Genomic DNA, 21,545 nt, shown 5'->3' with positions numbered 1-21,545 from the left:
CTTCTCCTTCACTGCAGTGTGATCAGGACTTCTTTTAAGGACTCGTTCCAGTCGACCCTGTACCCGAAGGCCTCGGCCACGTAGCGCGCGGGCAGGTAGGTGCGGCCGTTCCGGACGACCGGGGCCACGTCCATCCCCCTCGACCGGCCGTTGACGTAGAGAGTCCTGCTTCCGACGGTGAGCCTGACGGCCGTGTTGCCGAGCCTGAGCGTCACCGTCCGGTTCTTGCCGTCCCAGAGGATGTCCCTCTCCGCCACGCCCATAGCCAGCGCCAGGTAGCGCACGGGGACGAAGGTGCGGCCGCTTTCGACGAACGGGACGGCATCCATCTCGTGCCGTTCCTCCTGCCCGGACCGCGAGGTCACGTACCACTTCTTCCCAACCCGGAACCTTACAGAAAGCTCTTCTCTGCCTCCGAGCCCTGCCTTTCTCTTGAGCCGCGTCCAGAAGATCTCCCCGGAAAGCAGGGCGTCGAGGGCCATCAATGCCTGGTGGGTGGCCATCTCGTTCACCCCCCCGCCCTCAATGTGCTCAAAAGAGCCGTCGGGCAGCTGAAACCGGAGCAGGGCGGTGACGGGGTCGCCTTCAGGCTTCCGGAAGGCCGGATCCTGGGGATCGATCCCGACGGTGCGCAGCCCTAAGATCACCATGCTGCAGGACTCCGGGTTCTCGGCCCCCCAGGACTCAAAACCGCCGCTTGCCTTCTGCACGCTCTGCAGGTAGCGGACCGCTTTCTGGACAACCGGGCTTTCCTGCGTCTCTCCCAGGGCGCCCAGGGCCATCAGAACCATTCCTGTGGAGTCCACATCAGCGGTTTTCCGGTCGCGGGCGTTCCAGTAGAAAGAGCCGTCTTCGTGCTGCCGGCCGGCGAGCCACCGGCGCGCCCCCTCGGGGTCCGGCACGGAGGCGCCGGCGGCTTTGAGGGCAAGAACCGCCCAGATGTGGGAGTTGACCAGGTCCTCCCCGCCCGTTTTTACGTTGTCGGCGAACTTGCCGCTGGGAAGCTGGGCCTGCTGGATGATCTCCACAATGTTTTTCCCGCGGTAGTTGAAGGGATCCTGCCCGGCCGCGAGCAAGGTAAAGACCAGCAGGCAGTAGGTGTTCATCTCTCCGGAGGCCAATTCCTCATCGCTCCCGAGGAGTTCGCAGGCCCGGGATACGCGGCTGCCGCCGAGGTTCTCACCGGACGCGGCCAGCGCTATGTAGCTCCAGGGAGAAAGCACTCCTCTCTCCTTCTCCAATTTCAGAAGGTAGCTTTTTGCCCGTTTCAGGGCTTCTCCGGCCTGAGGCGAGGATACAGGCGAGGCAGATGCGGGAAAGGCAACTGCCGCGCAAAAGGCAATCGCCAGCAGGAAACACGCTATTCTTTTCACAAATTTGCACTCCCTTCAGTTTTTCCTTACCAAATCATCCCACCGGGGGGAAGCCTGGCTCATGTCTCGACTGTACCACCAGATCACCCGGTCCCCCTGCTTCACGATCCTTTTGGCAGCGGCAACCAGCGGGACCTCCTCGTTAACTTTGTACATCCAGCCGGACTGGCCGCGGTTGCGCTGGCCGGCGACCGCTTCCACGAAGTCCGGAAACCTTGCAGACATGGTGTAAGGCAGCCCCGTGGCATCCAAGGCACCGAGGGCGGTGGTGCCCCATGTGCTTTCTTTTGCTACCCTGACCTCAGCAGGACCGAAAAGGAGCTCGCCGTCCTTTCCCACCACCGCAACGCCTACTGCAACCGCGCCGTCAGCGGCCCCTGGCGTCTTGTCAGACACCCCCTCGCTCCTTTCCTCTCCCGTTTTCTTTTGGGTCGGCACCGCTTTTGTTGCCTGCCCGGTCTTCTCGCCCGGCAGGTGCTTCGGCGGGGCTTGCGCCACGGCACCGTTCTGGCTAACGGGTCCGGTCTTGGAAGCACTTTCCTCCGGGCCCTCTTTGACTTCTACTCTGGTTTGCCCGGGAGAGTTTGGCGGGCCCTGCCGGTCTTCCTTTGAGGCGTAGAAGAGCGGCACCAGCAGGCCCAGCAAGAGCAGCAAAAGCGGCACCACGTAGAGTCGCTTCACGCAATTCCCCCTCCTGTCCTCTGAAGAAGACCCATAGCTTCAGCCTCCTCTAATGCTTCAAAACTGTAACACTTCAAGACTTTAATCGTTCACCCGTTGCTCAAGGCCCTGCAAAGGTCAAAACCCAAGCTCGCCGCAGAGGCGGCAAGGGACGATGCCGAAGACCAGAGTTCCCCGATTGCCAGGACGCGGGAGGAGATGCGCCGGGGGACAAGCCGCGGGGGCAAGGGCCTGTCCCCCGGCTGTTGATGAAAGGATCAACAGGATGCCTAAACCCTGTTTAGAAAATGGAGGAGGTTCTTTACCACAACCACAGCCTCTGCCCTGGTGGTAGTGCCCTTGGGTGCGAGTTCGGAGGCGGACCTGCCTCTGATGATGCCGCTCTTTACGCAGGCGGCAACTCCTTCCCTCGCCCAGGCAGAAATCGCGCCGTTGTCAGAGTAGCTGGCGAGGGCCTCTGCCGCCTGGGAAGCGTCCGGCTTCACCGCTGCACCCTGCTTCACGAGGAGCCGCCCCAGCATCACAGCCATCTCTTCCCTCGTGATCCACCTCTCGGGCTCGAACCTCCCGTTCCCCGTGCCAGAAACCAGCCCTGCCTTGAATGCTGCTTCCACGGCTCCGCGGCCCCAGTGGTCGGAGGGAACGTCTTGAAACACCGGGAGGCCCGGCTGCCCTTCCTCGATCCCGAGCGCCTTCACCAAGAGAGCGGCGAACTGGGCCCTGGTCACCTTCTCGTCCGGGGCAAAGCGGTCACCTCCCACTCCCCTGATGATGAGCCTCCTTGCCAGGAAGTCAATTGCCTCCCGCGCCCAGTGGTCTTCAGTGTCTTTGAAAGTCTTCCAGAACTCGGCGAGGGCGTAGAGGCTCAGGTGATCCGTCTCAAAGGTGAAGGACTTCCCGTCCGCGCTCAGGCTTCCCCCGACGAATTCCCAGGAGCCGTCTTTTTTCTTTCTGTAGACTGCCAGCTTGCTCAAGTCGAGCTTGCCGAGATCCACTCCTTCAAGGGAGAAGGCAATTGTAAGTCTTTCAGGGAAGGCACTCGGTTTCCCCCTTTCCCCCTCCGGAGTCACCCCGCAGACCTCGAGATCAAACGCCCTCTTGGTAACCAGAGAGGCGCCCTCGAAGAAGCCAGCTTTGGTGCTGTCAACTTTTTTGACGGAAACCTCCACCTGGGTCACATCTGGAAAGACCCCGAGCACCGCCTTCAGGACCTCCGCGGGCAGCCTGAGGGAGACCTCCCTTTCCCGCAGAACGAAGGTGAGGCCGGCTTCAGCCACTTCCCTGCCGGCGCTTGCGGGGAAGGCCGTGCTCAGCTCGCTCCTGCCGGCAAAAGCATCCGGAACCTCTACCACAAGCTCGTCTTTAACGAGAGCAGCGCCCTCGGAGACACCGATTTTCTGCAGCTTAGCGGCCAACTGCGAGGCGTTTTTGAGCGCACCTACCTGGTCTTTCAGGATCTCGCCGTCTATTTTGATGCTGACTTTTTCTCCTTCTTCCTGAGATGTTAAAGCCTTCTCAGGCACCTTTGCCAGCGCCACGACGAGGAGGCGCGCGGCCTCGGAGAGCTTACTTTTGAGCTCCTCAGTAACCTCGGATTCTTTAAGCTTCTCGAGGGACTCCGTGAGGCGGGATACCGCCTGGCCGGCGCTAGCTTTGCCGCTCTGCAGGTCGGACAAGGTGTTTTCTACGCTCTTCAGGGCTTCTTCAGCAGGTATCGCACCTGCAGCCTTGTTTACGAGGTCCTCCCACTTCGGGGCAGGTGCGCTCATGTCCTTGCTGTAGTACCAGATCACCTTATCGCCGTCCTTCACCTGGCACTTGTCGGCCGAAGTCATGGGCATGGCATTGTTGACCGTGTAGCACCAGCCCTCCATCCCGGTGCCCGCCTGGCCGGCGATCTCCTCCACGAAGCCCTCCCACTTGTCGGAGAGCCGGTAGGGAAGACCCGTGGCATGGAGCGCCCCGAGAGCGGTCAGGCCCCACCTGCCCTCTTTAGAGAGGAGCACGTAGCCCGGGCCAAAGAGGAGTTCCCCATTCTTGCCCACCACGGCAACCCCGACCATGCAGGTGGTTGCAGTGCCGCCCGGTCCCCCTGAGGGCGCCACGGTCAGGGCCGCCGAGGCCGTAAGCCCGTTGTAGACGGCCCTGACCACTGTTTGCCCGGCCTTGAGCGCTGTGACCAGGCCCTTGTAAACGCCGTTGTCGACGCTGGCGATGCTGCTGTCGGCCACAGACCAGGCGGCCCACTGCGTTACGTCAGACTTGTTGCCGTAGGCATCCTGCCAGACTGCCGAAAATTGCTGCTTTTCACCAATGTTCTTTATTACATTCGTGGGGTTGATGTAAAACTGGGTACTCAGCAAATTATAGGCACTGAGCACCCAGGTGGCATCCATGGCGTTCCCTGAGGTGCCGAAGCTGCCATCAGGATTGAGGACATTTTCCAGCAGGTAGTCAACGGCCGTTTTTCCGTCACTGCTCTTCCACTCAGCTGGATCCCTCCCCAGTGCCTTTAAGGTCACGACCACTTCCGCGGTGTCAATGGCCGGGTCCTCCCACCAATTAGCCACGAACTTACCGTCGGCCTGCTGCTGTTTCTGCATCCAGGCCAGGCCGTTGTAGATCGCTGCCCGGACCGAGGGATCGCTCCCGGTGGGGTCGAGGTAATGCAAGGCCCGCACCGCCTGGGCGGTGGCCATGAAGTCGGCAAAGTAGTGTGTGCCTTCCTTGTCCGTCCAGCTTCCGCCCCAGGCGCCGTAAACATCATCGCTGACCGTAAGCTGCTGGCCTAAAATATAGTCCCTGGCGTAGGCTGCGTTTAAAACGTCAATCCTTCCCGCCCGGCCCAGCAGGTCGAAGGCCGACAGGTCGCTGAGAGGATTGTTATCAAAGCCGTTCTCGGTCTGCCTCTTTTTTAAAACCTCTAACAGCTGGCCGACCAGGTCGCCCCGCCCCAGTGCCTGCACGGCCACCAGGTCCTGGGCCAGGGTCTTGGCCTTGATATTGTCCACGTTCTGCAGGTCCTTGTAAACAGCATCCACCACGGTATCTTCCAGCTTCTGACCGTTGTACACCCAGGAACTGACATCAACGCCGGCCTGCTTCAAGACGTAAAGAGCGTAGGAGCCGACCCCGTACTCCGAGTTGTCGATTCCCTTCTGGGTGTATTCCTTGTATAAAAACTGCACGGCACTGTCGACAAGTGAAGCCGGTGCCCCGCTGGTGCCGGCATTTGCCGCCGGTACCAGAAAAGCGGCAGCCAGGATCAAAACCAGTACCAGACTCAAGCTTTTCAGCGCGCCCCGGCGCCGGTACACTTTTCTCTCCTCCCTTCATTTTCTTTCAGCTAGCTACTTCCAGGTAGTTCTTGCCAGGCCGCGTCTCGGAGAGCTTCAACTTCTTGATAGCACAGAAGACATCCCCTTATCTTTTCCGGCCGCCCCTTTTCCCTAATCCCCCTTACAATTTTGAAGCCCCGGTCCTACGCGAACCGGGGCGTCTCTCGCTCGAGCAAAAACACCGAGCATAAGAGACACCTCCCTATCTCGCGTAGATCAACAGTGTCCGTCGAACAGGCAGGTTTCCTGGCTCGGGTTCATCTCCGACCTTGCGCCTTCCCATCCGGCACTCAATTGCTGCTCAAAACTTGAGCTGGGTAGTTACCATTTTTGCCGAACCCAGCATTGAGTGCCGGACAGTGGCATCTTGCAAGACGGATCCCCCACACAGTGGCGGGACCGCGCCGGATTCGCACCGGCTTCCCTCTCCCCCGGGATGCTGCTCCCGGGGTCACCTGTTCCGCACTATTCAGTTTGGCAAAACACTAATATTAGATCTTCGCCGTCCCCACCGAAAATCCTCCCATCCTTCCGAAATTTTTCTCAGATGGCCTCACCCACTCCCAAAAGATTTTCTTCAAGCGGCAGTCTCCCTCATAGGGGCGATCCACCCGGCCTTTGTGGGCGTAGGCCCGCACCAGGCAGCCTCCCCCGCAGAACTCGCTTTGGGGGCAGCCCTTGCACCCTGCAGGCAGCCCCCTCCTTTGCCTGAACCACTTCTTTGCCTCCAGGGCCCTGGCCAGGGAAAAATTGGGGTCTTCAATGTTCCCCAGGAAAAACTCTTGCAGACCGCTGAGGGAGGCACAGGGGTACACGGAGCCGTCGGGCACCACCGCCATGCTCTGGCACGTTGTTGCGTAGCAGTAATGTTCCTTTGTCACCTCCTGCAGCAGCTGGCGGCGCAGCCTTTCTGCCTCGCGAAACCTGACGCGGGGGCCTCCCAGCTGCGCCAGTTCCTCCGCACGGTGAAGAGCCGCCCGCACCCGGCTTTCGAGCAGGTCGAGATCAGGCGCCCTCACCCCGGAATCGGCTCCCCTGCCCAGGGGGCGCAAGAGATCGAGGGAAATCCCGTGGACGTTGCCCAGGTAAGAAGCGAGCTCCACAAGGCGCGGCAGCGAACGGGTGCTTTCATCGGTCAAAACAGCTGTCACGCCCACCCTGACTCCTTCTGCGGCGAGGCTCTGGAGGCCCTGGATCACGGCAATGGTGGAACCCCTGCCCCCGGGAAGAGGGCGCAGGCTATCGTTCACCTCCGGAGGCCCGTCGAGGCTCACCCCCAGGCCGATCCTCAGCCTCTTTAATTCCCGCGCCAGCGCCCGGTCGATCAGGGTCCCGTTCGTCTGGAGTTGAAAGGTAACAGATCCCGGGTGGTTTTCAAGGTAGGCGATTATCTTCTTGACCAGGGGAAAGTGCAGCAGGGGCTCCCCGCCTGTAAACTGGATCTTGAAAGACCGGCTTCTTACGGCGACGTAGTCCACGGCGCGCCTTGCCGTCTCCCAAGTCATGTAGTCTTTCTTTTCACCCCCCAGGGCGTAGCAGTAGCGGCAGCCCAGGTTGCAGTCGCGGGTCACCAGCAGGATCAGGCACCTGATCTCTTCTCTCATCGTTCCCCGCTCCCGCAGCCCTAGCTCTCGGTCCGGGCCTCTAGCTCTGCTTCTATGTCCAGGTAGATGTCCCTCAGGGCCTCCGCCATTTCCCGGCCCGCCTGCCACATTCCCCGCTCAATCGCTTCCAGCAGGTGTTCAGTGATGTTCTGCAGGGCCCAGGGGTTAACCTCCTTAAACCAGTGCTGCATGGCGGGGTCGAAGACATATTTGCGCGCCAGCTCCTCATACATCCAGTCCTCCAATACTTCGGCTGTGGCGTCCCAGCCAAAGGCCACCTCCACCAGGTGGGAGAGGTCTCCCGCCCCTTTGTAGCCGTGCCTCTTCATGCTCTCGATCCACTTGGGGTTGAGAACCCTGCTCCGGAAGATGAACCTGGCTTCCTCTCCAAGCGTGCGGACCCGCACCCGCGCCGGGTCGGAACTGTCGCCGCTGAAAGAGGCCGGCAAAGAGCCCCTCACAGCCTTCACCGCTGCCACCATTCCCCCGTGGTAAGAGTAAAAATCGTCGCTGTCAAACATGTCGATCTCCCGGGTGTCTTCGTTCTTCACGGTTGCCTCTAAAGTCGCCAGGCGCCGGCGGAATGGCTCCCGGGCATCTTCACCATAGGCCTGCCTGCTGTAGGCGTAGCCTCCCCAGGTGATGTAGACCTCAGCAAAGTCCTTTTCGTCCTTCCAGTTTTTTGCAGTGACGAGGTTGCTTACACCTGCTCCGTAGCACCCCGGGCGGTCGCTAAAAACCCGCCAGAGGGCCTCTCTCCGGGCGCGTTCCGGTTCCATCCCGGCCCCCACCTTTTCTTCCACTTCCGCCTGCACGTGGGCAGCCAGGAAGTTCAGCTCCTCAGGCTCGTCTAAGGAGGCAACCATTTCTACTGCCTGGTCTAAAAGGTGAATCACGTTGAGGAAGGCATCCCGGAAAAGCCCGCTCGCCCGGATGGTGATATCGATGCGCGGCCGCCCCAGCTCCTCGAGGGGAATTACTTCTAATCCCTTGACCCGCCCGCTTTTCTCCCAGACCGGGCGGACTCCCATGAGGTAGAGGGCCTCGGCAACATCATCACCTCCTGTCCGCATGGTGTTGGTGGCCCAGATCACCATCCCGATGTTTTCAGGGTACTTCCCTTCAGCCTGGCGATACCGTTCCAGTAAAGCATCGGCAAGCGCCTGTCCCGTATGCCAGGCGGCCCGGGTGGGGATTGCCTGGGGGTCAATTGAGTAGAAGTTGCGTCCGGTCGGGAGGATCTCGGCCATCCCCCGCGTCGGCGCCCCGGAGGGCCCGGGCGGAATATAGGCCCCTTCTAAGGCCGTAAGACAATTGACAAGCTCCTGCTCCGTGGCCCTGAGAGCCGGGACCAGAGTTTCGGCAACATATGCCAGCACCCGGCCGATCCCCTCGTCTTCTTTTCCCAGCACCTGCCTCGTGACATCCACCGCTTTTTCCCGGGCGTAGTTTTCCCTTGCGAAAGCCTTGAGAAGGGCGCGGCCCTTCCTGTCGATCTCTTCCAGGATCTCGCCGTAGGTGCAGTTATGCTCACCTGAAAAATATCCAGGGTTTTCCAAAAGAGAGGTGTAGTCGTGTCCCAAGTACCCGGCCACCTGCTCGCGCAGGGAGGGAACCGGCCCGTTTGGCAACCTGGTGAGGGCAAGCAGCATCTCCACGAGCCGGTCACCTTCGGGGGGTTGGCCCAGGATATGGAGCCCGTCACGGATCAGGGTGTCCTTGACTTCGCAGAGGTAGGTATGGAGGCGCTCCAGGAAGCTCTCCCAGTCTTTCCCGGCTTCTTCCCTGGAGATGCCGAGGTCGTGGTCGAGGTGGACAGCCTTCACCCGCTCCCAGATCAGGCCGCGCAGGGCCGGGAGCTTCGAGGGGTCGAGGGTCTTGGCGGTGTGGTAATCCTTAACCAGCGCCTCCACTTCGGCCAGCTCATCGTAAGTGTCGGCCCTGGTCATCACGGGGATGAGGTGGTCGATGATGCAGGCGTGGGAGCGCCGCTTGGCCTGGGTTCCCTCGCCGGGGTTGTTGATAATATAGGGGTAGACGTGAGGCAGATCCGGGAAGACAAGGTCCGGGAAGCAAGCTTGGGAAAGCCCGATCCCTTTACCGGGAAGCCATTCCAGGGAGCCGTGCTTCCCGATGTGGAAGACGAGATCGGCCTTGAATTCGTCCCGCAGCCACCGGTAATAGGCAAGGTAGTGATGAGGTGGCGCCAGGTCCGGGCTGTGGTAGATGTGAGAGGGGTCTTCGAGAAAGCCGCGCACGGGCTGGATGCCGATGAAGATGTTCCCCAGGAAGACGCCCGGCACGAGGAGGTGCTTTCCATAAGCAAAAACCTCCCCAGGAGGGTCACCCCAATCTCTTGCCAGCATTTCCTGGGCCCGGGCCGGAAAAGCGGCAAACCATTTTTCGTAAGTTTCCTGCTCTACCCGCGCTGCCGCCCGGCGTTCCAGCTCCCTGGGGTCGAGCCAGCCCCGCTCGTTGGTGAGGCCGGACAAGATCTTCTCCATCAGCGCAGCCCCGTCGGCGGGAAGGTCTTCAACGCGGTACCCCCTCTCCTTTAGCGCCAGCAGCAGGCGATGGACGCTAACCGGGGTGTCCAGACCAAAGGCGCAGCCGATGCGGTCGTTGCGGGGCGGGTAGTTGTGGAGGATGATGGCCACCCTTTTCTCCCGGTTAGGCTTGTGCCTGAGCTTTGCCCAGCGCAAGGCCAGAGAGGCTACCTTTTTCACCCGCTCCCCTACCGGGAAGTACCTGCTCAACGTTGCTCCGGTAAGGGGGTCCTGCTCTTCTTCCTCACGGGTGGCGATGGGAACGGTGATCAGGGCACCGTCAAACTCGGGGAGGGCGACGCTCATCACCACGTCGAGAGGGCCGAGTCCCTGGAGGCTCTCCTCCCACTCCGCGCAGGAAGTGAGCGAGATGATGGCCTTGATCAAAGGAACGCCTAGTTTCCGGTAAAAGTTTTCTCCTGCCGGGCGGTTGATGGTGGGGGTAGCCATTGTTTGCGAGAACATCAGGGTGGTCACCACGGCATTGACCAGGGGCTGGCCGTCTCTGGTGAAATAATTTGCGAGCGCCCACTCGATCCCCCGGCATCCGAGTTCGTCGTTTCGCGTGGCGTAGAGGAAAACTGGCAGGGCTATTCCTCCCTGGCCTTCGATTTCCCGGATCAGCTCGTCAACGAAGCTCGTGTTTCCCGCCACCCAGTAGCTCTGGTAAAAGAGGATCCCGATTACAGGTCTCTTCTTTTCTTTGATCTTTTCCTCCAGGTACGCCATAAGAGCGCTCTCCTCCCGGAAGTCGGGGTGGTAGAGGCCTTCCCAGGGCAGGGGTTTTGGCTCCTCTACCGGGGGGCCCTTGCTGAGGAAGCGGTTGGCCGCCCACAGGAGGAGGTTTCTGAGGTTGGCTTCACCGCCATAGCTGACATATGAGCAGACGAGGCGGTATTCGTCGGCTGGAAGCGAACTCAGGGCCAACAACTCGGAAACATTATCCCCTGTTGAAGGCAACACAGCCAGAGGAATGTTTTTCTCCCGGGCCAGTCCTGTGAGCAGATTGAAGCCAGGCAGGGAATCGGGGCCGCCCATCAGGTGGAGCAGAATCAGGTGGCACCGGGGGACGATCTTGAGGAGTTCCTCGATTTTCTCGGCGCTTTGGAGTTCCCGCCTCGAGCGGGCAATGACCTCGACCACGGGGCCGTGTTCAGAGATCAGGGACCTTACGGCTCTGCTTAAGGTAACCAGTTCCCCTTCGATGGCAGTGCAAAACAAAATCTTGAAGCCCAAGAGCGCTACCCCCTTTAACAGGTCAAATGAAAATCGAAAACCCCGCCTGCCACGACGGGGTTCACTCGAAAGAAAGACTAAAACCTCCTTACCTATCCGCGTAGGCAGGTTACGGCCAGATGGAACGGGCAGGTCTCCTGGCTCTGGGTCATCGTCACCATACGCCTTCCCACCCCGCACTCAATTGTCTTTCCGCCCGAACGCCTTGAGCGAACATCAGATTTTTGAACCGCTCCAGCACGTCCGCGATCATGTTCATTGAGTGCGGGGCAGTGGCCTCATGTACGGAAACTCCCCATCACAGTGGCGGGACCGCTCAGGATTTTCACCTGATTCCCTTTTCAGCCCTGTGCAAACAAGGCAACCCATTCCGACCATATTCACTTTTAAAGAACCATTCGCTGTTCCTCCACAAACTCCTGCTTTCCACCTTGTGAAACTATCGGAAATGCTCCGCCACCAGCCGCAGGGCGATCATCGCCGCAGGCGCTGCACGATTTCTCTTAAGTTATTGCAGGCATCGAGGCAAACTGGTTCTTGGATGTAAAGGCGTGAATGTGGTAAATTAAATGTGGTAAATTAATAGAAAATGCTAAGGAGGTCGGGAATGTGAAAACAGCCCTGCGCCAGCTTCCCTGGCCCGTGACCCTGATCGGGAGCTTTCATGAGGGCCGCCACAACCTCATGACAGCTTCCTGGGTGAGCCAGGTTTCCTTCAAGCCCCCGCTGGTGATGGTTTCGATTGCTCCGGAGCGCTTTACCTACGAACTCGTCTCCGCCTCCGGGGAATTCGTCGTCAGCATCCTCGCCGCCGACCAGGCGGAGATCGCTCAGTTCTGCGGCAGCCGCTCCGGAAGAGATGTGGACAAGGTAAAGGCCCTGGGCCTGAAAACCCTCCCTGGAAAAACTGTCAAGGTTCCGCTTCTCGAGGACTGCCTCGCCAACCTCGAGTGCCGGGTAGCGGCCACCCACCCTGCCGGTGACCACGCGATCTTCATCGGAGAGGTTGTGGGAGGCGAGGTCCAGAGGCCCGAGGCGGAGCCTCTCGTGGTCCGCGACTGGAAGTGGGGGCGTTACGTGAAAGCAGAAGCCTGACTCCCCCAGAGCCGCGCTGGCTTGCCAAAAATTTGATTGACTTTTTCTTCCTCCCGAATATACAATAAAAATTGGTAAACGCTGCCGATGGACGGCAGTAAAACCTTCAGGGAGGAGGTTATGGATAATGGTATTGCATGTCCACGAACACACCCATCCTGCGGTTAAACACACTCATGCTCACTCCCACGGCGATCTGGTCCACGAGCACGAACACGAACACGGGGTTTGCACCCACAGCCACGAGCACGAGCACGTATCGGGAGCCGAGCACCAGCACGAACACGAACACCCGGGTGACCATGAACACAGCCACTAAGCTCGGGGCCGCCGCAAAAGGCGGCCCCTCTTTACTCCGGCGCGGCCGCGCCGGAGTTTTCGATCAGCTTGTTTACGCCGGAAACGAAGGCCCCGAGCAAGGAGGCTGCCGCGTCCTTTTCCCGGCCGCTGGAGAAAGCCCAGGGAAGAGGTACCCTTCGGCGCTCCCTCCCGGAAGCTCCCCGGCTTTGCAGTCAGCGGGTATGTGGTGGTTGAAAACCGCCTGCAGGTCTTCCCGGTGGCCCCCGTTGATCCTGGCGGTGCTCACCACCCGGCGCGGCCCCGGAAACCGGACGATGATTGTATCGTCCCTCAGGAAAACCTTTTCCCCGCTCCTCATTTCGTGAATCAGCACCCTTTTTCTACCCCTCTCACTCATTTGCTTCCCGCCTGTTCAGCATTTCCACCAGCGCAACGGGGCTGGAGCAGAAAACCAGCCGCGCCGCCTCAGCCCCGTAGAGAACTTTTGCCTCCTCCCTGCTGCGCAGGCAGTAGATTACCTTGCCCTGAGCCAGTAGCTCTCTTGTCAGCTCTACGTTGCGCCTGTTCAGGGACCCCACCGGGTAGCCGGCGTCAATCACGGAGGCGGCCTGCCGGCCGAAAAAAACCGCCCACTCCAAAGAGCTTGCGCTGATTTCTTCAAAGGGCTTTTCACCGACAACAGATGCCCCCATGGCTCTGGCCACGTGGCAGTCGATGTCGTTCTCGTGAATCACGCCCGTTGCCACGCTGAAGCCATGTTTGTTCAGCAGACGGTAAAGGGAGGCGCCGCTCCCGGCGCCGGCCAGGACAAAGACACCTGTCCCTCCGCCGCTCTTCAGTTCAATGCCGCCCAGGCAGTGGCTGAACCGGGCAGACTCCATATCGTAAAGGGAGGCCACCATTTCGTCGCTCAAGACCTCTTCCGGCGGCCCCCAGGCAAGGATCTTTCCCTCCTTCACAAGGAGCGCCATTTCGCAGTACTTCAAGGCCAGGTCGATTTCATGCAGGGAGAGGAGTACGGTAATCCCCTTTTCCCTGGTGAGCTGCCGCAAAATGGCCATCACCTCCAGGCGGTGCTTCACGTCCAGATGGGTGGTGGGCTCGTCCAGCACAATCACCTCCGGGTCCTGGACCAGCGCCCGGGCCAGGAGCACCTTCTGCTTCTCCCCATCGCTCAGTTCGCCGAAGCACCTCTCTGCCAGATCATGGGCATTCACAAAGTGCAGGGCCTCCCAGGTTTTTTCCCTGTCTTCCCCGGAGAGGCGCCCGAGAAAGCTGGTGTAGGGATACCTCCCCATCGCCGCCAGCTCGAAGACGGTTACCAGGCCCGGAGAAGGGCGCTCTGTTAAGACTACAGCCAGGGTCTGAGCGAGGTCCTTCGACTCCAGAGCAGATAATAACCGGCCCTTAAGATAAACCGCGCCTTTCAGGGGAGCCAGCAGCCCGGCCAGGCAGCGCAAGATGGTGGATTTCCCGGAGCCGTTGGGGCCCAAAAGACAGATCAGCTGTCCTTTTAAGGCCTCCAGGTTAATACCCTCGACAACCGTCCTGCTGCCGTAGCCCACGGCCAGCTTCGAGGCTTTTATTACCGCGTTCACAGGCTGGTCCTCCTTCGCAGGAGCAAACTGATCACAAGGGGTGCGCCGAACAAAGCGGTGACGGCACTGACCGGCAGCTCCACGGGTGAGAAGGCGAGGCGGGCCGCCAGGTCGCACATGGTGGCGACCAGCCCTCCCAGCAGGACCGTCGCCGGGATCAGGAGCTTATTGTCCGAAGTGTCCAGCGCAAGCCGGGCGAGGTGGGGACCCGCCAGGCCGATGAAGGCAACGGGCCCCGCAAAAGCCGTCACCAGTGCGGCAAGGCCGCTGGAGAACAGGACGATTAAAATCCGGAGCATTTTGATGTTTACCCCCATGCTCTGGGCATAATCTTCTCCCAGGAGCAGTGCATTGAGCGGTTTGCAGAGAAAATAAGATCCCCCCAGCAAAAGGATGCCACCCACCGCCAGGACTGCCGTTTCGTCCCAGCAAAAGCCGGAGAAGCTGCCCAGGGTCCAGAGGACGAAGCCGTGCACCTTCTCCTTCTCGGCAAAGGCGATCAGGATGCTGCTTCCGGCGCTGCACAGGTAGCCGATCATTAACCCGATCACCAGCAGGGTGACAACGTTTTTTACCCGGCTCGCCACGGTCACTACCAGGCCGACCACCCCCGCAGCGCCGGCAAGGGCGGCGGCGCTCAGCAAAAAGGGCGGGGCCGCGCCTATTCCCAGGGCCAATCCTGTAAGCATCAGGAGAGCAACCACCAGGGTGGCGCCAGAAGAGACCCCTAAGACGTAAGGGTCAACGATGGGATTGCGAAAAAAGATCTGCAAAAGCAGCCCGCTGGTGGCCAGGGCCGCTCCCCCGAACACGGCGGCAAGGGCGCGGGGGAGGCGGATCTCCCAAACCACGCTCTGGTAGACCTGGTTTGCCTCCCGGTGGAGCAAGGCTTTGCAGACCTCCCCCAGGGGGATGCGAACCGAACCAAGGGCAATGTTTAAGATAAAGAAGAGGAGCAGCAGGCACCCGAACAGAAGAAACAGGAAAAGCTTCAAAGACAACCGTGCTGTCCGGCGCCGGGTAGCATCCACCGGGATTCACCTCATCCCATGCGGGAGCCTGACTTGCGAAAAGCCGGGCCCGGCAGATTTTTATGCCCTACGAACTTGCAGGAAGTCGCAAATGATGTTTAATTTTCACTTCCGGAAAGAGTTCAGGATGAAAAATGGCGGCAAGATCCGCGATCATTTCATCGGTCTTGTCCAGTGATTGGTAGTACCAGGGCTGGAAGCACCAGACCTTCCCTTCCTTCACCGGCAGCAGGTCTTTCAGAACCTTTCCCTGCTCCACGATCTTCGCGATGGAGGTGATTCCGTAGTTGGGCATTGTGGAGGAAATGTAAACATCTGCATTTTTCCCCCGGGCGTAGAACTCTTCCAGCGTCACCGTGCTGCTCCCCGTTCCCGCAAGGTCCTTAAAGAGGTAGTCGCCCCCGGCCATTTCGATCATCCTGGCGGCGTACGAAGCCCCGGCCGGCACGTATACCTTTCCCTGGTAGATGCTCCCCCAGAGGACCTTGGGCTTCGCCTTTGCGCTTGCGGCTTCTCTGGCGATTTTTGCGGTCCTCTTCGCAGCAGCTTCAAAAAACTCGGCCGCCTCCTTCTCCTTCCCGTAAAAGGCCGCGAGGAACTTCACCCATTCCATTCTCCCCAGTGGGTGCTGCTCCAGATGGCTGTTCTCTACCGCCACAGGAACCTTCAGCTCCTCCAGTTTCCGGAGCGTTTCAGAAGAGCCGGGGGTTCCCGTGTAGATGAGGACGAGGTCCGGCCTCAAGGCCACGACCCGGTCGTAATCAAGCGGCCCCATCCCGCTGCCAACCAGTTGAATCCTCCCCTGCTCCAGCCCTTCTTTAACCGCTTCGAGATGCCAGTGCTCTTTTTCCGTGGTCACACCGATGATGCTTCCCAGTTCCCCAAGCGGCCTCAAAAGGGCAGCCTGGGCGGTGGAGCCGATTACCACCCGCCTGACCGGCGTGTAAACCACAGGTAAATTCCCGTATCCTGAAGGCGGCCGCTGGCCCCGCGGGACCAGGATCAGCTTCCTCCCTTCTCCATCGGTGACCCGTTTGCAGCCCCCGGCCAGGTGTTCGATTTTGAATCCCGTGGCATACTTGAGTTCAACGGCACCGGCTGCCGTTTCCCCCTTTCCCTTGCCGCAGCCCGCCAGCAAAACAAGGGATGAGATCAGGATGAAGACCAGAAAGACCTTATTTAGTCGCCTGAACATCAGAAATTCAAACCTCCCTCAATTCTAAAATTTATTTCCAAATCATTTCTGAAGGCAGTCGTCCTTGCTCAGCAGCAGCTCATAATCCACCATTTCTAAAAATCTCTTCTGCCTGGCGGCAAGAGGGCTCAAAAGCAAGATCTTGAACTCGTCCCCTGCACCTGGGGCAGCGATTTTCTGTCTCTTTTCCGGGTGCCTGGCATAGCTGAAGATGAGGCTCTCCCCCACTGCCCAGCAGCTTCCCTCCCCTCCCCACTGGTTTGCCACTACCAGATGCAACTGCTGCTCGGCGGCCCTGGCCTCCCAGAGGAAAAGGGTTTCCTTTGCCGTCCAGAAGGCAGGGACGCAGAGAATGTCTGCACCCCTCTTGGCGAGACTCTCGGCACTTTCGGGGAACAGCAGGTCGCTGCCCAGCAGAACCCCTACACGGGCGCAGGGAAGGTCAAAGCTGAGGAATTCGTTTCCCCCGGCCCGCGCCCAAGCCGCATCCAGAGGAGAAAGGTGGACCTTGCGGTATTTTCCCAGCAAACCTGCGGGACCGGCAAGAACCGCAGTGTTGAAAAGCGATTCTCCATCCCGTTCGGCCATTCCCCACACCACGTACAGGTGCTTCTCCTGCGCCTTGCGCGCCAGAAGCTCCGCAGTGGGTCCGGGGATTGCTTCGGCCCCTTGCGAGGCTTCCTCCCGACCCTTGAGTGCTCCAGTTGTGGCAAGCTCCGGAAGGACCGCGAGGTCCAGCTTCAGCCTGCGCTCCTCTGCCGCCTCGCAGGCCCTGTCAAGGAGGGAAGCCATTATCTGCCGGTTTTCGGCCGGCCTCAAGGGCAAGGGCCGGAACTGGATAGCTGCTACGGTGAAGGGCTGGGGCGCGGGAAGTCCCAGCAGCATTTCAGGTTCAAGGCTCGAGAAGGGATCAAGAGCAACATCAAGGTAAAGCTCCGGGCATCTGGCGAACAGCCGCTCCTGGGCAGGGGCAGAAGGGAATGTTCTTCCCTCCAGCGGGATTGCGGTATAGAAAACAGCGTCCTCATCAGCGCGGAACTCCTGCACGATCGACCCTGCAGGATCGATCAGGTAAGAGCGGGCCTGGGTGCAGTCCATGTTCCTGTCCGTTCCTGTTCTGTTGCAGGCCAGGAGATAGATCCCGTTTTCCAGAGCGCGCGCCCTCCAGAAATTCTCCGGAGGATGGCAGTGGGGCGGCCAGTTTGCCAGCACCAGCAGGAGCCGCGCCCTTTTCAGGGCGGCCAATCGGGCCGGCTTGTACCAGTAGGCATCGGCGCAAATGATCACTCCTACCTTCCCGTAGGCGGTCTCGCGAACCAGGACCGGAAGGTTGCCCCGGGCCGACCAGAGGTTTTCTTTAAAAGCCGGGGCAAGCTTTCGGGCGCGGCCCAAAATCTCCCCCTGGGGCCCGATGAAAACGGCAGCATTGTACAGGAGTCCTGTTTTGAGGTCGCGCTCCGGCAACCCGAAGGCAAGGTAAACCCCGTACCGCCGGGCCAGCTCGGAAAAGTGCTCCGTAGCAGGGCCAGGTATCGTTTCTGCTAAGGGAGCAATTTCGCTTCTGCTGTGAAAAGAGTAGCCGGAAAGGGCCAATTCTGGGCTCACGATGATTTTCGCCCCTTGACGCGCCGCCTCTTCGGTCAAGGCAAGCAGCTTCTTCAAGTTGCGCTCCTTGTCCTTCCAGGCGACGGCGGCGTGGATTAGCGCCGCTTTGACTTCTTCTTTCAAAGTTCACTCACTCTCCCTGGCTTCGGAAAAAGCAAAAACCCCGCCTGCCTGGACGGGGTAGAACTAGAAAACATTAAAACCTTCCTATCCGCGTAGGCAGGTATGGTTGGGCGAAGCAGGGCAGGTCTCCTGGCTCTGGTTCACGGCTGCCGCACGCCTTCCCACCCCGCACTCAATTGCCTTTCCGCCCGAACGCCTTGAGCGAACATCAGATTTTTGAACCGCTCCAGCACATCCGCGATCATGTTCATTGAGTGCGGGGCAGTGGCCTCATGTACGGCAGCTCCCCATCACAGTGGCGGGACCGCGCCGGACTTGCACCGGACTTCCCTTTTAGCCCCCCGTTTTCAATTCAACGGGAAGAGCACCCTGTTTCGGATTATTCAATTTTCAAAAACAAAAGTACAGGTCAACCCTCAACCAAAGAAAAAACCACGCTACAGCCCCTTGCTTCCTGGCGGGGACCTTCGTGGTCCTCATTATCATCCAGGCTTCGATTCACCACAATTTTCTATCCGGGTTTCTACACGACAAAGTATTTATACGACAAAGCCTGTCAAAAATCCTTCAACATCCAGCAAAAAATTTCAGCCTGTCCGGCAAACCTTAAGGTCCCGGGCCACTGGCACACCACTGAGCGTAAAGGAATACCTTCAACTTTCTCCTCCCTGCCCTCCTGCCGACCGGAAAACAGAAATCTGTTCTGATTGACCGGTGGAAAAGCGGATTGTATAATGGCACCGGGGAGTGATGCCAGATGGAAGCAACAAGACCGGACCTCAAGTTTACTTATCAGGACTACTGCCTGCTCCCGGAAGACAGGAGGGTAGAGCTCATCGGGGGGGATTTCTACCTGGTTCCTTCGCCAAGCGTTATTCACCAGAGGGTAGCCGCCAACATTGAACACATCTTACGCAATTTTGTTAAGGAACACCAACTGGGTGAAGTGCTTTTAGCCCCTCTGGACGTGGTTCTTTCACCCTACGACGTGGTGCAGCCGGACGTGATGTTTATTTCCCACACGCGGAGGCAGATCATCACCGAAGCCAACATCCAGGGACCGCCCGATCTGGTAGTGGAAGTCCTCTCCCCGGGGACAGCCGAACGGGACCGGACGATCAAGAAAAAGCTCTATGCCCGGAGCGGCGTGCGGGAGCTCTGGCTGGTGAACACGGCCGCCCAGGCGATCGAGGTCTTCGACCTGGAGAAGGCCGAAGAAGAACAACCGGCCCTTTTTACCAGAACCGGAAGAGAAAGGCTCGAATCTAAGGTTCTGCCAGGCCTCCAGGCGGATCTGGATCAGATTTTTTAACCAAAATTCGTTGAGAAAAGAACAGGTTTGCAAGCAATCAGGAGAACTTTTTCTGGCGACCTGTTCATGCATCTGAATTGCACAGGCGGAGCCAGCCCGCGAAAAAGAAGGAGAGGGTCCAGGTCACGACCAGCACAGCCGGCTCCCAGGGGAACCCCGCCCCGGCAAGGGTGGCGCGCAGAAGCTGGGACGCCGGGGTGAGGGGGAAGAGCCAGACGAGCTTCTGGAGCAGACCCGGCAGGCGCTCCACCGGGATCAGGGTGCCGCTTAAGAAAGTCATCGGAACAAGAAAAAATTCGCTGGCCAGCGCCTGATCGTCGAAAGAGCGCAGCAGCAAACCGATGAGAACCCCGAGGCTGCCGAAACAAAAGGAAGCAAGCACCATGCTCCCGAAGAAGCCCCAGCTGAGGTGGAGGCCGGGAACCAGGAGCAAAACCATCCCCAGGACCACAAGCCCGGCCAGCAGTCCCCGCAGCATCCCGGCCAGGGTGTAGCCGAGCCAGAGGGAAAAGGTGTCTACGGGGGCCACGCGGTAGGCCTCAAAGCTGTGGTAGTGGAGCCTTGTGTAAAACATGCGCACCGTCACCGAGGTCACACCGTTGTTGAAAAGGGCAAGGGCGATTACGCCCGGGACGAGAAACTCGAGGTAGCTCATGCCGCCGGGCATCACCAGCCGGAGCCTCTGCCCTACCCCAAAGCCGAAGGATAAAAGGAAGATCAGGGGGGAGAGCATGTAGGTAACAAGGTAAAGCCAGAACTTGCTGCGCCAGTAAACCAGTTCCTCCCAGATAATCGGATACCAGGCGGGCACCCGCATCACGGTCAGTCCTCCCGCCTTAGTTTGAATAAATAGTAAGCAAGAAGGTAAAAAGCTCCGAGCCAGCCCAGGCTCTGGCCCAGCCAGCTCAGGTTGCTGGCTCCGGTGAGAGCCAGGCCGCGCAGGTTGTAGGTAGCCGCCGTCAGGGGCAGAAACCAGCTTCCGAGCTTCAGGAAACCAGGCAGCCTTTCCACGGGGAAGAAAGTGCCGCAGAAAAACGTCATGGGGAAAACGATTAAGTTGGTGAAGAGAAGCGTGTCTTTGTCCCCTCCGGCAACCATGGCCACGGCAACGGCGAGGCAGGCAAAGGTGAGACAGACGACGAACAGCTGGAGGAAAAACAAGGGCGCAATGTGAAACCCCTCAACAAAGAGGTGGGCCGCGAGAAAAACCGCGAGAGCGGTCGCAAAACCTTTGCCTGCTGCCCCTAAAATATATCCTGCAAGGAGGGAAGCGTTCGAAATCGGTGCAAGCAAATACTCGTCCAGGATGCGGTAATAGGTTCTCCGCAAGGTGAACCAGTTGACGAGGTCGGCGTAGCTGGCCGATACGGCCGCCATCACCACCAGTCCGGGTATGAGAAAGCCCAGATAACTACCGGCAGCAGGCGCCGCGGGACTCCCCAGGTTCCAGGCAAAGATGGCAAGGAAAATGAGCGGCCGGTTCAACCCCCCGATGAGAAAGCGCCACCAGCGCCGCCGCCAGATAATCCCCAGCGCCAGCACAATCGGCAGCCAATCCAGGCACCGCGCTGCCCGCGCCGCGATGGTTCGGGCAGGATTCGCTCTATCCAGAGGTAAGCCCTCCTCCTTCACGTCCCGTCAGCTCCACGAAAACATCTTCCAGGTTGGTCCGCCGGACCACAGCATCACGATCCTGAGTTCCGGCAAAGGCGCGCGCCTCCTGCCGGGTTGCAAAGAAGTGGCGCTCCGTCCCCTGCTCGTTTAAAAACTCCACGCAGTAGCTGCCCAGGCTTTGCTTGAGCTCGCCTGGGGACCCGAGGGCAATCAGCTTCCCGCGGTCCATGATCCCCACCCTGTGGCACAGGCTCTCTGCCTCCTCAATATAATGGGTGGTTAAGAGCACGGTGACACCCAAATCGCGGTTCAGCAGGCGGATCAAATCCCAGATCCTCCTCCGCGTCTGAGGATCGAGCCCGATGGTGGGTTCGTCCAGAAAAAGTATCGGGGGCTGATGCACCAGCGCCCGGGCGATCAGCAGGCGCCGCGCCATCCCTCCCGAGTAGTTCTGGACGCGCTCGTCAGCCCAGCCGTCCAAGCCCACGTAGGCGAGAAGTTCGGCAATTCTCTGCTCCCGGACGCTTTTCGGCAGCTTGTGGAGGAGGGCGTGGAGGAGGAGGTTCTCCCGGCCCGTCAACTCCCTTTCCAGGTTATTCTGCTGGGGCACCACCCCGATCTGCTTCTTAACCTCAACAGGATTTTTCCGCACCTGGTAGCCTGCCACGTAAAGCTCGCCCGAGGTGGGCCGCGTCAAGGTTGTCAGCATCCGGATGGTGGTCGTTTTGCCTGCCCCGTTGGGGCCAAGCAGTCCGAAGATCTCCCCGTAAGCCACGCTGAAGCTCACCCCGTTGACGGCTGCAACCCTGCCGTAGCGCTTTACAACATTGCGCACCTCCAGGGCGTATTGTGCCTCCCCAGACCGGGCCTTCTCCGGAAGCACTGCAGAAGTGA

Annotated in this window: 17 protein-coding genes and 3 riboswitches; of the genes, 3 read left to right on the top strand and 14 right to left on the bottom strand. The window is 59.7% G+C overall.

Annotated elements, in window-relative coordinates; translation table 11 throughout:
• Positions 1 to 8: 8 nt before the first annotated feature.
• The 6 genes from HPY58_00235 to cobN form a co-directional block, all read right to left on the bottom strand.
• On the bottom strand, positions 9 to 1,373 hold the full coding sequence (locus HPY58_00235; GenBank protein ID NPV28086.1) for a copper amine oxidase: 1,365 nt from the start codon (positions 1,371 to 1,373) through the stop codon (positions 9 to 11).
• Positions 1,374 to 1,388: 15 nt separating this feature from the next.
• Positions 1,389 to 2,054, bottom strand: a complete 666-nt coding sequence (locus tag HPY58_00230) for a DUF4430 domain-containing protein (GenBank protein NPV28085.1) — start codon at positions 2,052 to 2,054, stop codon at positions 1,389 to 1,391.
• An 89-nt stretch (positions 2,055 to 2,143) separates the two neighbouring features.
• Positions 2,144 to 2,281 (bottom strand): hypothetical protein, encoded by a 138-nt coding sequence (locus HPY58_00225; GenBank protein NPV28084.1) that lies wholly within the window; start codon positions 2,279 to 2,281, stop codon positions 2,144 to 2,146.
• Between the two features lie 42 nt (positions 2,282 to 2,323).
• Complete coding sequence (locus HPY58_00220; GenBank protein NPV28083.1) at positions 2,324 to 5,371, bottom strand: DUF4430 domain-containing protein; 3,048 nt, start codon at positions 5,369 to 5,371, stop codon at positions 2,324 to 2,326.
• Between the two features lie 239 nt (positions 5,372 to 5,610).
• A riboswitch (cobalamin riboswitch) is annotated at positions 5,611 to 5,866 on the bottom strand.
• 17 nt (positions 5,867 to 5,883) lie between these two features.
• Positions 5,884 to 6,996 carry a radical SAM protein gene (locus HPY58_00215; protein NPV28082.1) on the bottom strand — a complete coding sequence of 371 codons (1,113 nt, stop codon included), beginning with the start codon at positions 6,994 to 6,996 and terminating at the stop codon, positions 5,884 to 5,886.
• A 20-nt stretch (positions 6,997 to 7,016) separates the two neighbouring features.
• A complete protein-coding gene (cobN, locus tag HPY58_00210) occupies positions 7,017 to 10,778 on the bottom strand; it encodes a cobaltochelatase subunit CobN (protein NPV28081.1) in 3,762 nt (1,253 codons plus the stop codon).
• A gap of 109 nt (positions 10,779 to 10,887) precedes the next feature.
• Positions 10,888 to 11,162: riboswitch (cobalamin riboswitch) on the bottom strand.
• A gap of 225 nt (positions 11,163 to 11,387) precedes the next feature.
• On the opposite strand from cobN, the gene HPY58_00205 reads away from it, so the two are divergent.
• Both HPY58_00205 and HPY58_00200 read left to right on the top strand, forming a co-directional pair.
• Entirely contained in the window at positions 11,388 to 11,873 is a 486-nt protein-coding gene (locus tag HPY58_00205) for a flavin reductase family protein (protein NPV28080.1), read from the top strand.
• 127 nt (positions 11,874 to 12,000) lie between these two features.
• The gene (locus HPY58_00200; protein ID NPV28079.1) at positions 12,001 to 12,192 is read left to right on the top strand and encodes a hypothetical protein; all 192 of its coding nucleotides are present in this window, start codon (positions 12,001 to 12,003) and stop codon (positions 12,190 to 12,192) included.
• 72 nt (positions 12,193 to 12,264) lie between these two features.
• Here HPY58_00200 and HPY58_00195 read toward each other — a convergent pair whose 3' ends face one another.
• The 5 genes from HPY58_00195 to HPY58_00175 form a co-directional block, all read right to left on the bottom strand.
• Positions 12,265 to 12,546 (bottom strand): hypothetical protein, encoded by a 282-nt coding sequence (locus tag HPY58_00195; GenBank protein ID NPV28078.1) that lies wholly within the window; start codon positions 12,544 to 12,546, stop codon positions 12,265 to 12,267.
• A 16-nt stretch (positions 12,547 to 12,562) separates the two neighbouring features.
• Positions 12,563 to 13,771, bottom strand: a complete 1,209-nt coding sequence (locus HPY58_00190) for an ABC transporter ATP-binding protein (GenBank protein NPV28077.1) — start codon at positions 13,769 to 13,771, stop codon at positions 12,563 to 12,565.
• On the bottom strand, positions 13,768 to 14,766 hold the full coding sequence (locus HPY58_00185) for an iron ABC transporter permease (GenBank protein NPV28076.1): 999 nt from the start codon (positions 14,764 to 14,766) through the stop codon (positions 13,768 to 13,770). The genes HPY58_00190 and HPY58_00185 overlap by 4 nt, the downstream gene beginning before the upstream one ends.
• Positions 14,767 to 14,869: 103 nt before the next feature.
• On the bottom strand, positions 14,870 to 15,997 hold the full coding sequence (locus HPY58_00180) for an ABC transporter substrate-binding protein (GenBank protein NPV28075.1): 1,128 nt from the start codon (positions 15,995 to 15,997) through the stop codon (positions 14,870 to 14,872).
• Between the two features lie 42 nt (positions 15,998 to 16,039).
• Entirely contained in the window at positions 16,040 to 17,725 is a 1,686-nt protein-coding gene (locus tag HPY58_00175) for a carbon-nitrogen hydrolase family protein (GenBank protein ID NPV28074.1), read from the bottom strand.
• Positions 17,726 to 17,826: 101 nt separating this feature from the next.
• Positions 17,827 to 18,112: riboswitch (cobalamin riboswitch) on the bottom strand.
• 370 nt (positions 18,113 to 18,482) lie between these two features.
• Here HPY58_00175 and HPY58_00170 point away from each other — a divergent pair.
• A complete protein-coding gene (locus HPY58_00170; protein NPV28073.1) occupies positions 18,483 to 19,037 on the top strand; it encodes a Uma2 family endonuclease in 555 nt (184 codons plus the stop codon).
• Positions 19,038 to 19,101: 64 nt separating this feature from the next.
• Here HPY58_00170 and HPY58_00165 read toward each other — a convergent pair whose 3' ends face one another.
• From HPY58_00165 to HPY58_00155, 3 genes are read right to left on the bottom strand one after another with little or no spacing between them, the layout of a single operon-like run.
• Positions 19,102 to 19,854, bottom strand: a complete 753-nt coding sequence (locus HPY58_00165) for an ABC transporter permease (protein NPV28072.1) — start codon at positions 19,852 to 19,854, stop codon at positions 19,102 to 19,104.
• A gap of 5 nt (positions 19,855 to 19,859) precedes the next feature.
• On the bottom strand, positions 19,860 to 20,669 hold the full coding sequence (locus tag HPY58_00160) for an ABC transporter permease (protein NPV28071.1): 810 nt from the start codon (positions 20,667 to 20,669) through the stop codon (positions 19,860 to 19,862).
• On the bottom strand, positions 20,641 to 21,492 hold the full coding sequence (locus HPY58_00155) for an ATP-binding cassette domain-containing protein (protein ID NPV28070.1): 852 nt from the start codon (positions 21,490 to 21,492) through the stop codon (positions 20,641 to 20,643). Before HPY58_00155 ends, HPY58_00160 begins: the two co-directional genes overlap by 29 nt.
• Between the last annotated feature and the right edge of the window lie 53 nt (positions 21,493 to 21,545).

The sequence above is a fragment of the Bacillota bacterium genome (assembly GCA_013177945.1).
Classification (GTDB): Bacteria; Bacillota; DSM-12270; order Thermacetogeniales; family Thermacetogeniaceae; genus Ch130.
Note: the sequence above shows the minus strand (reverse complement) of the source record. Positions and strands in the feature narration are given on the sequence as shown.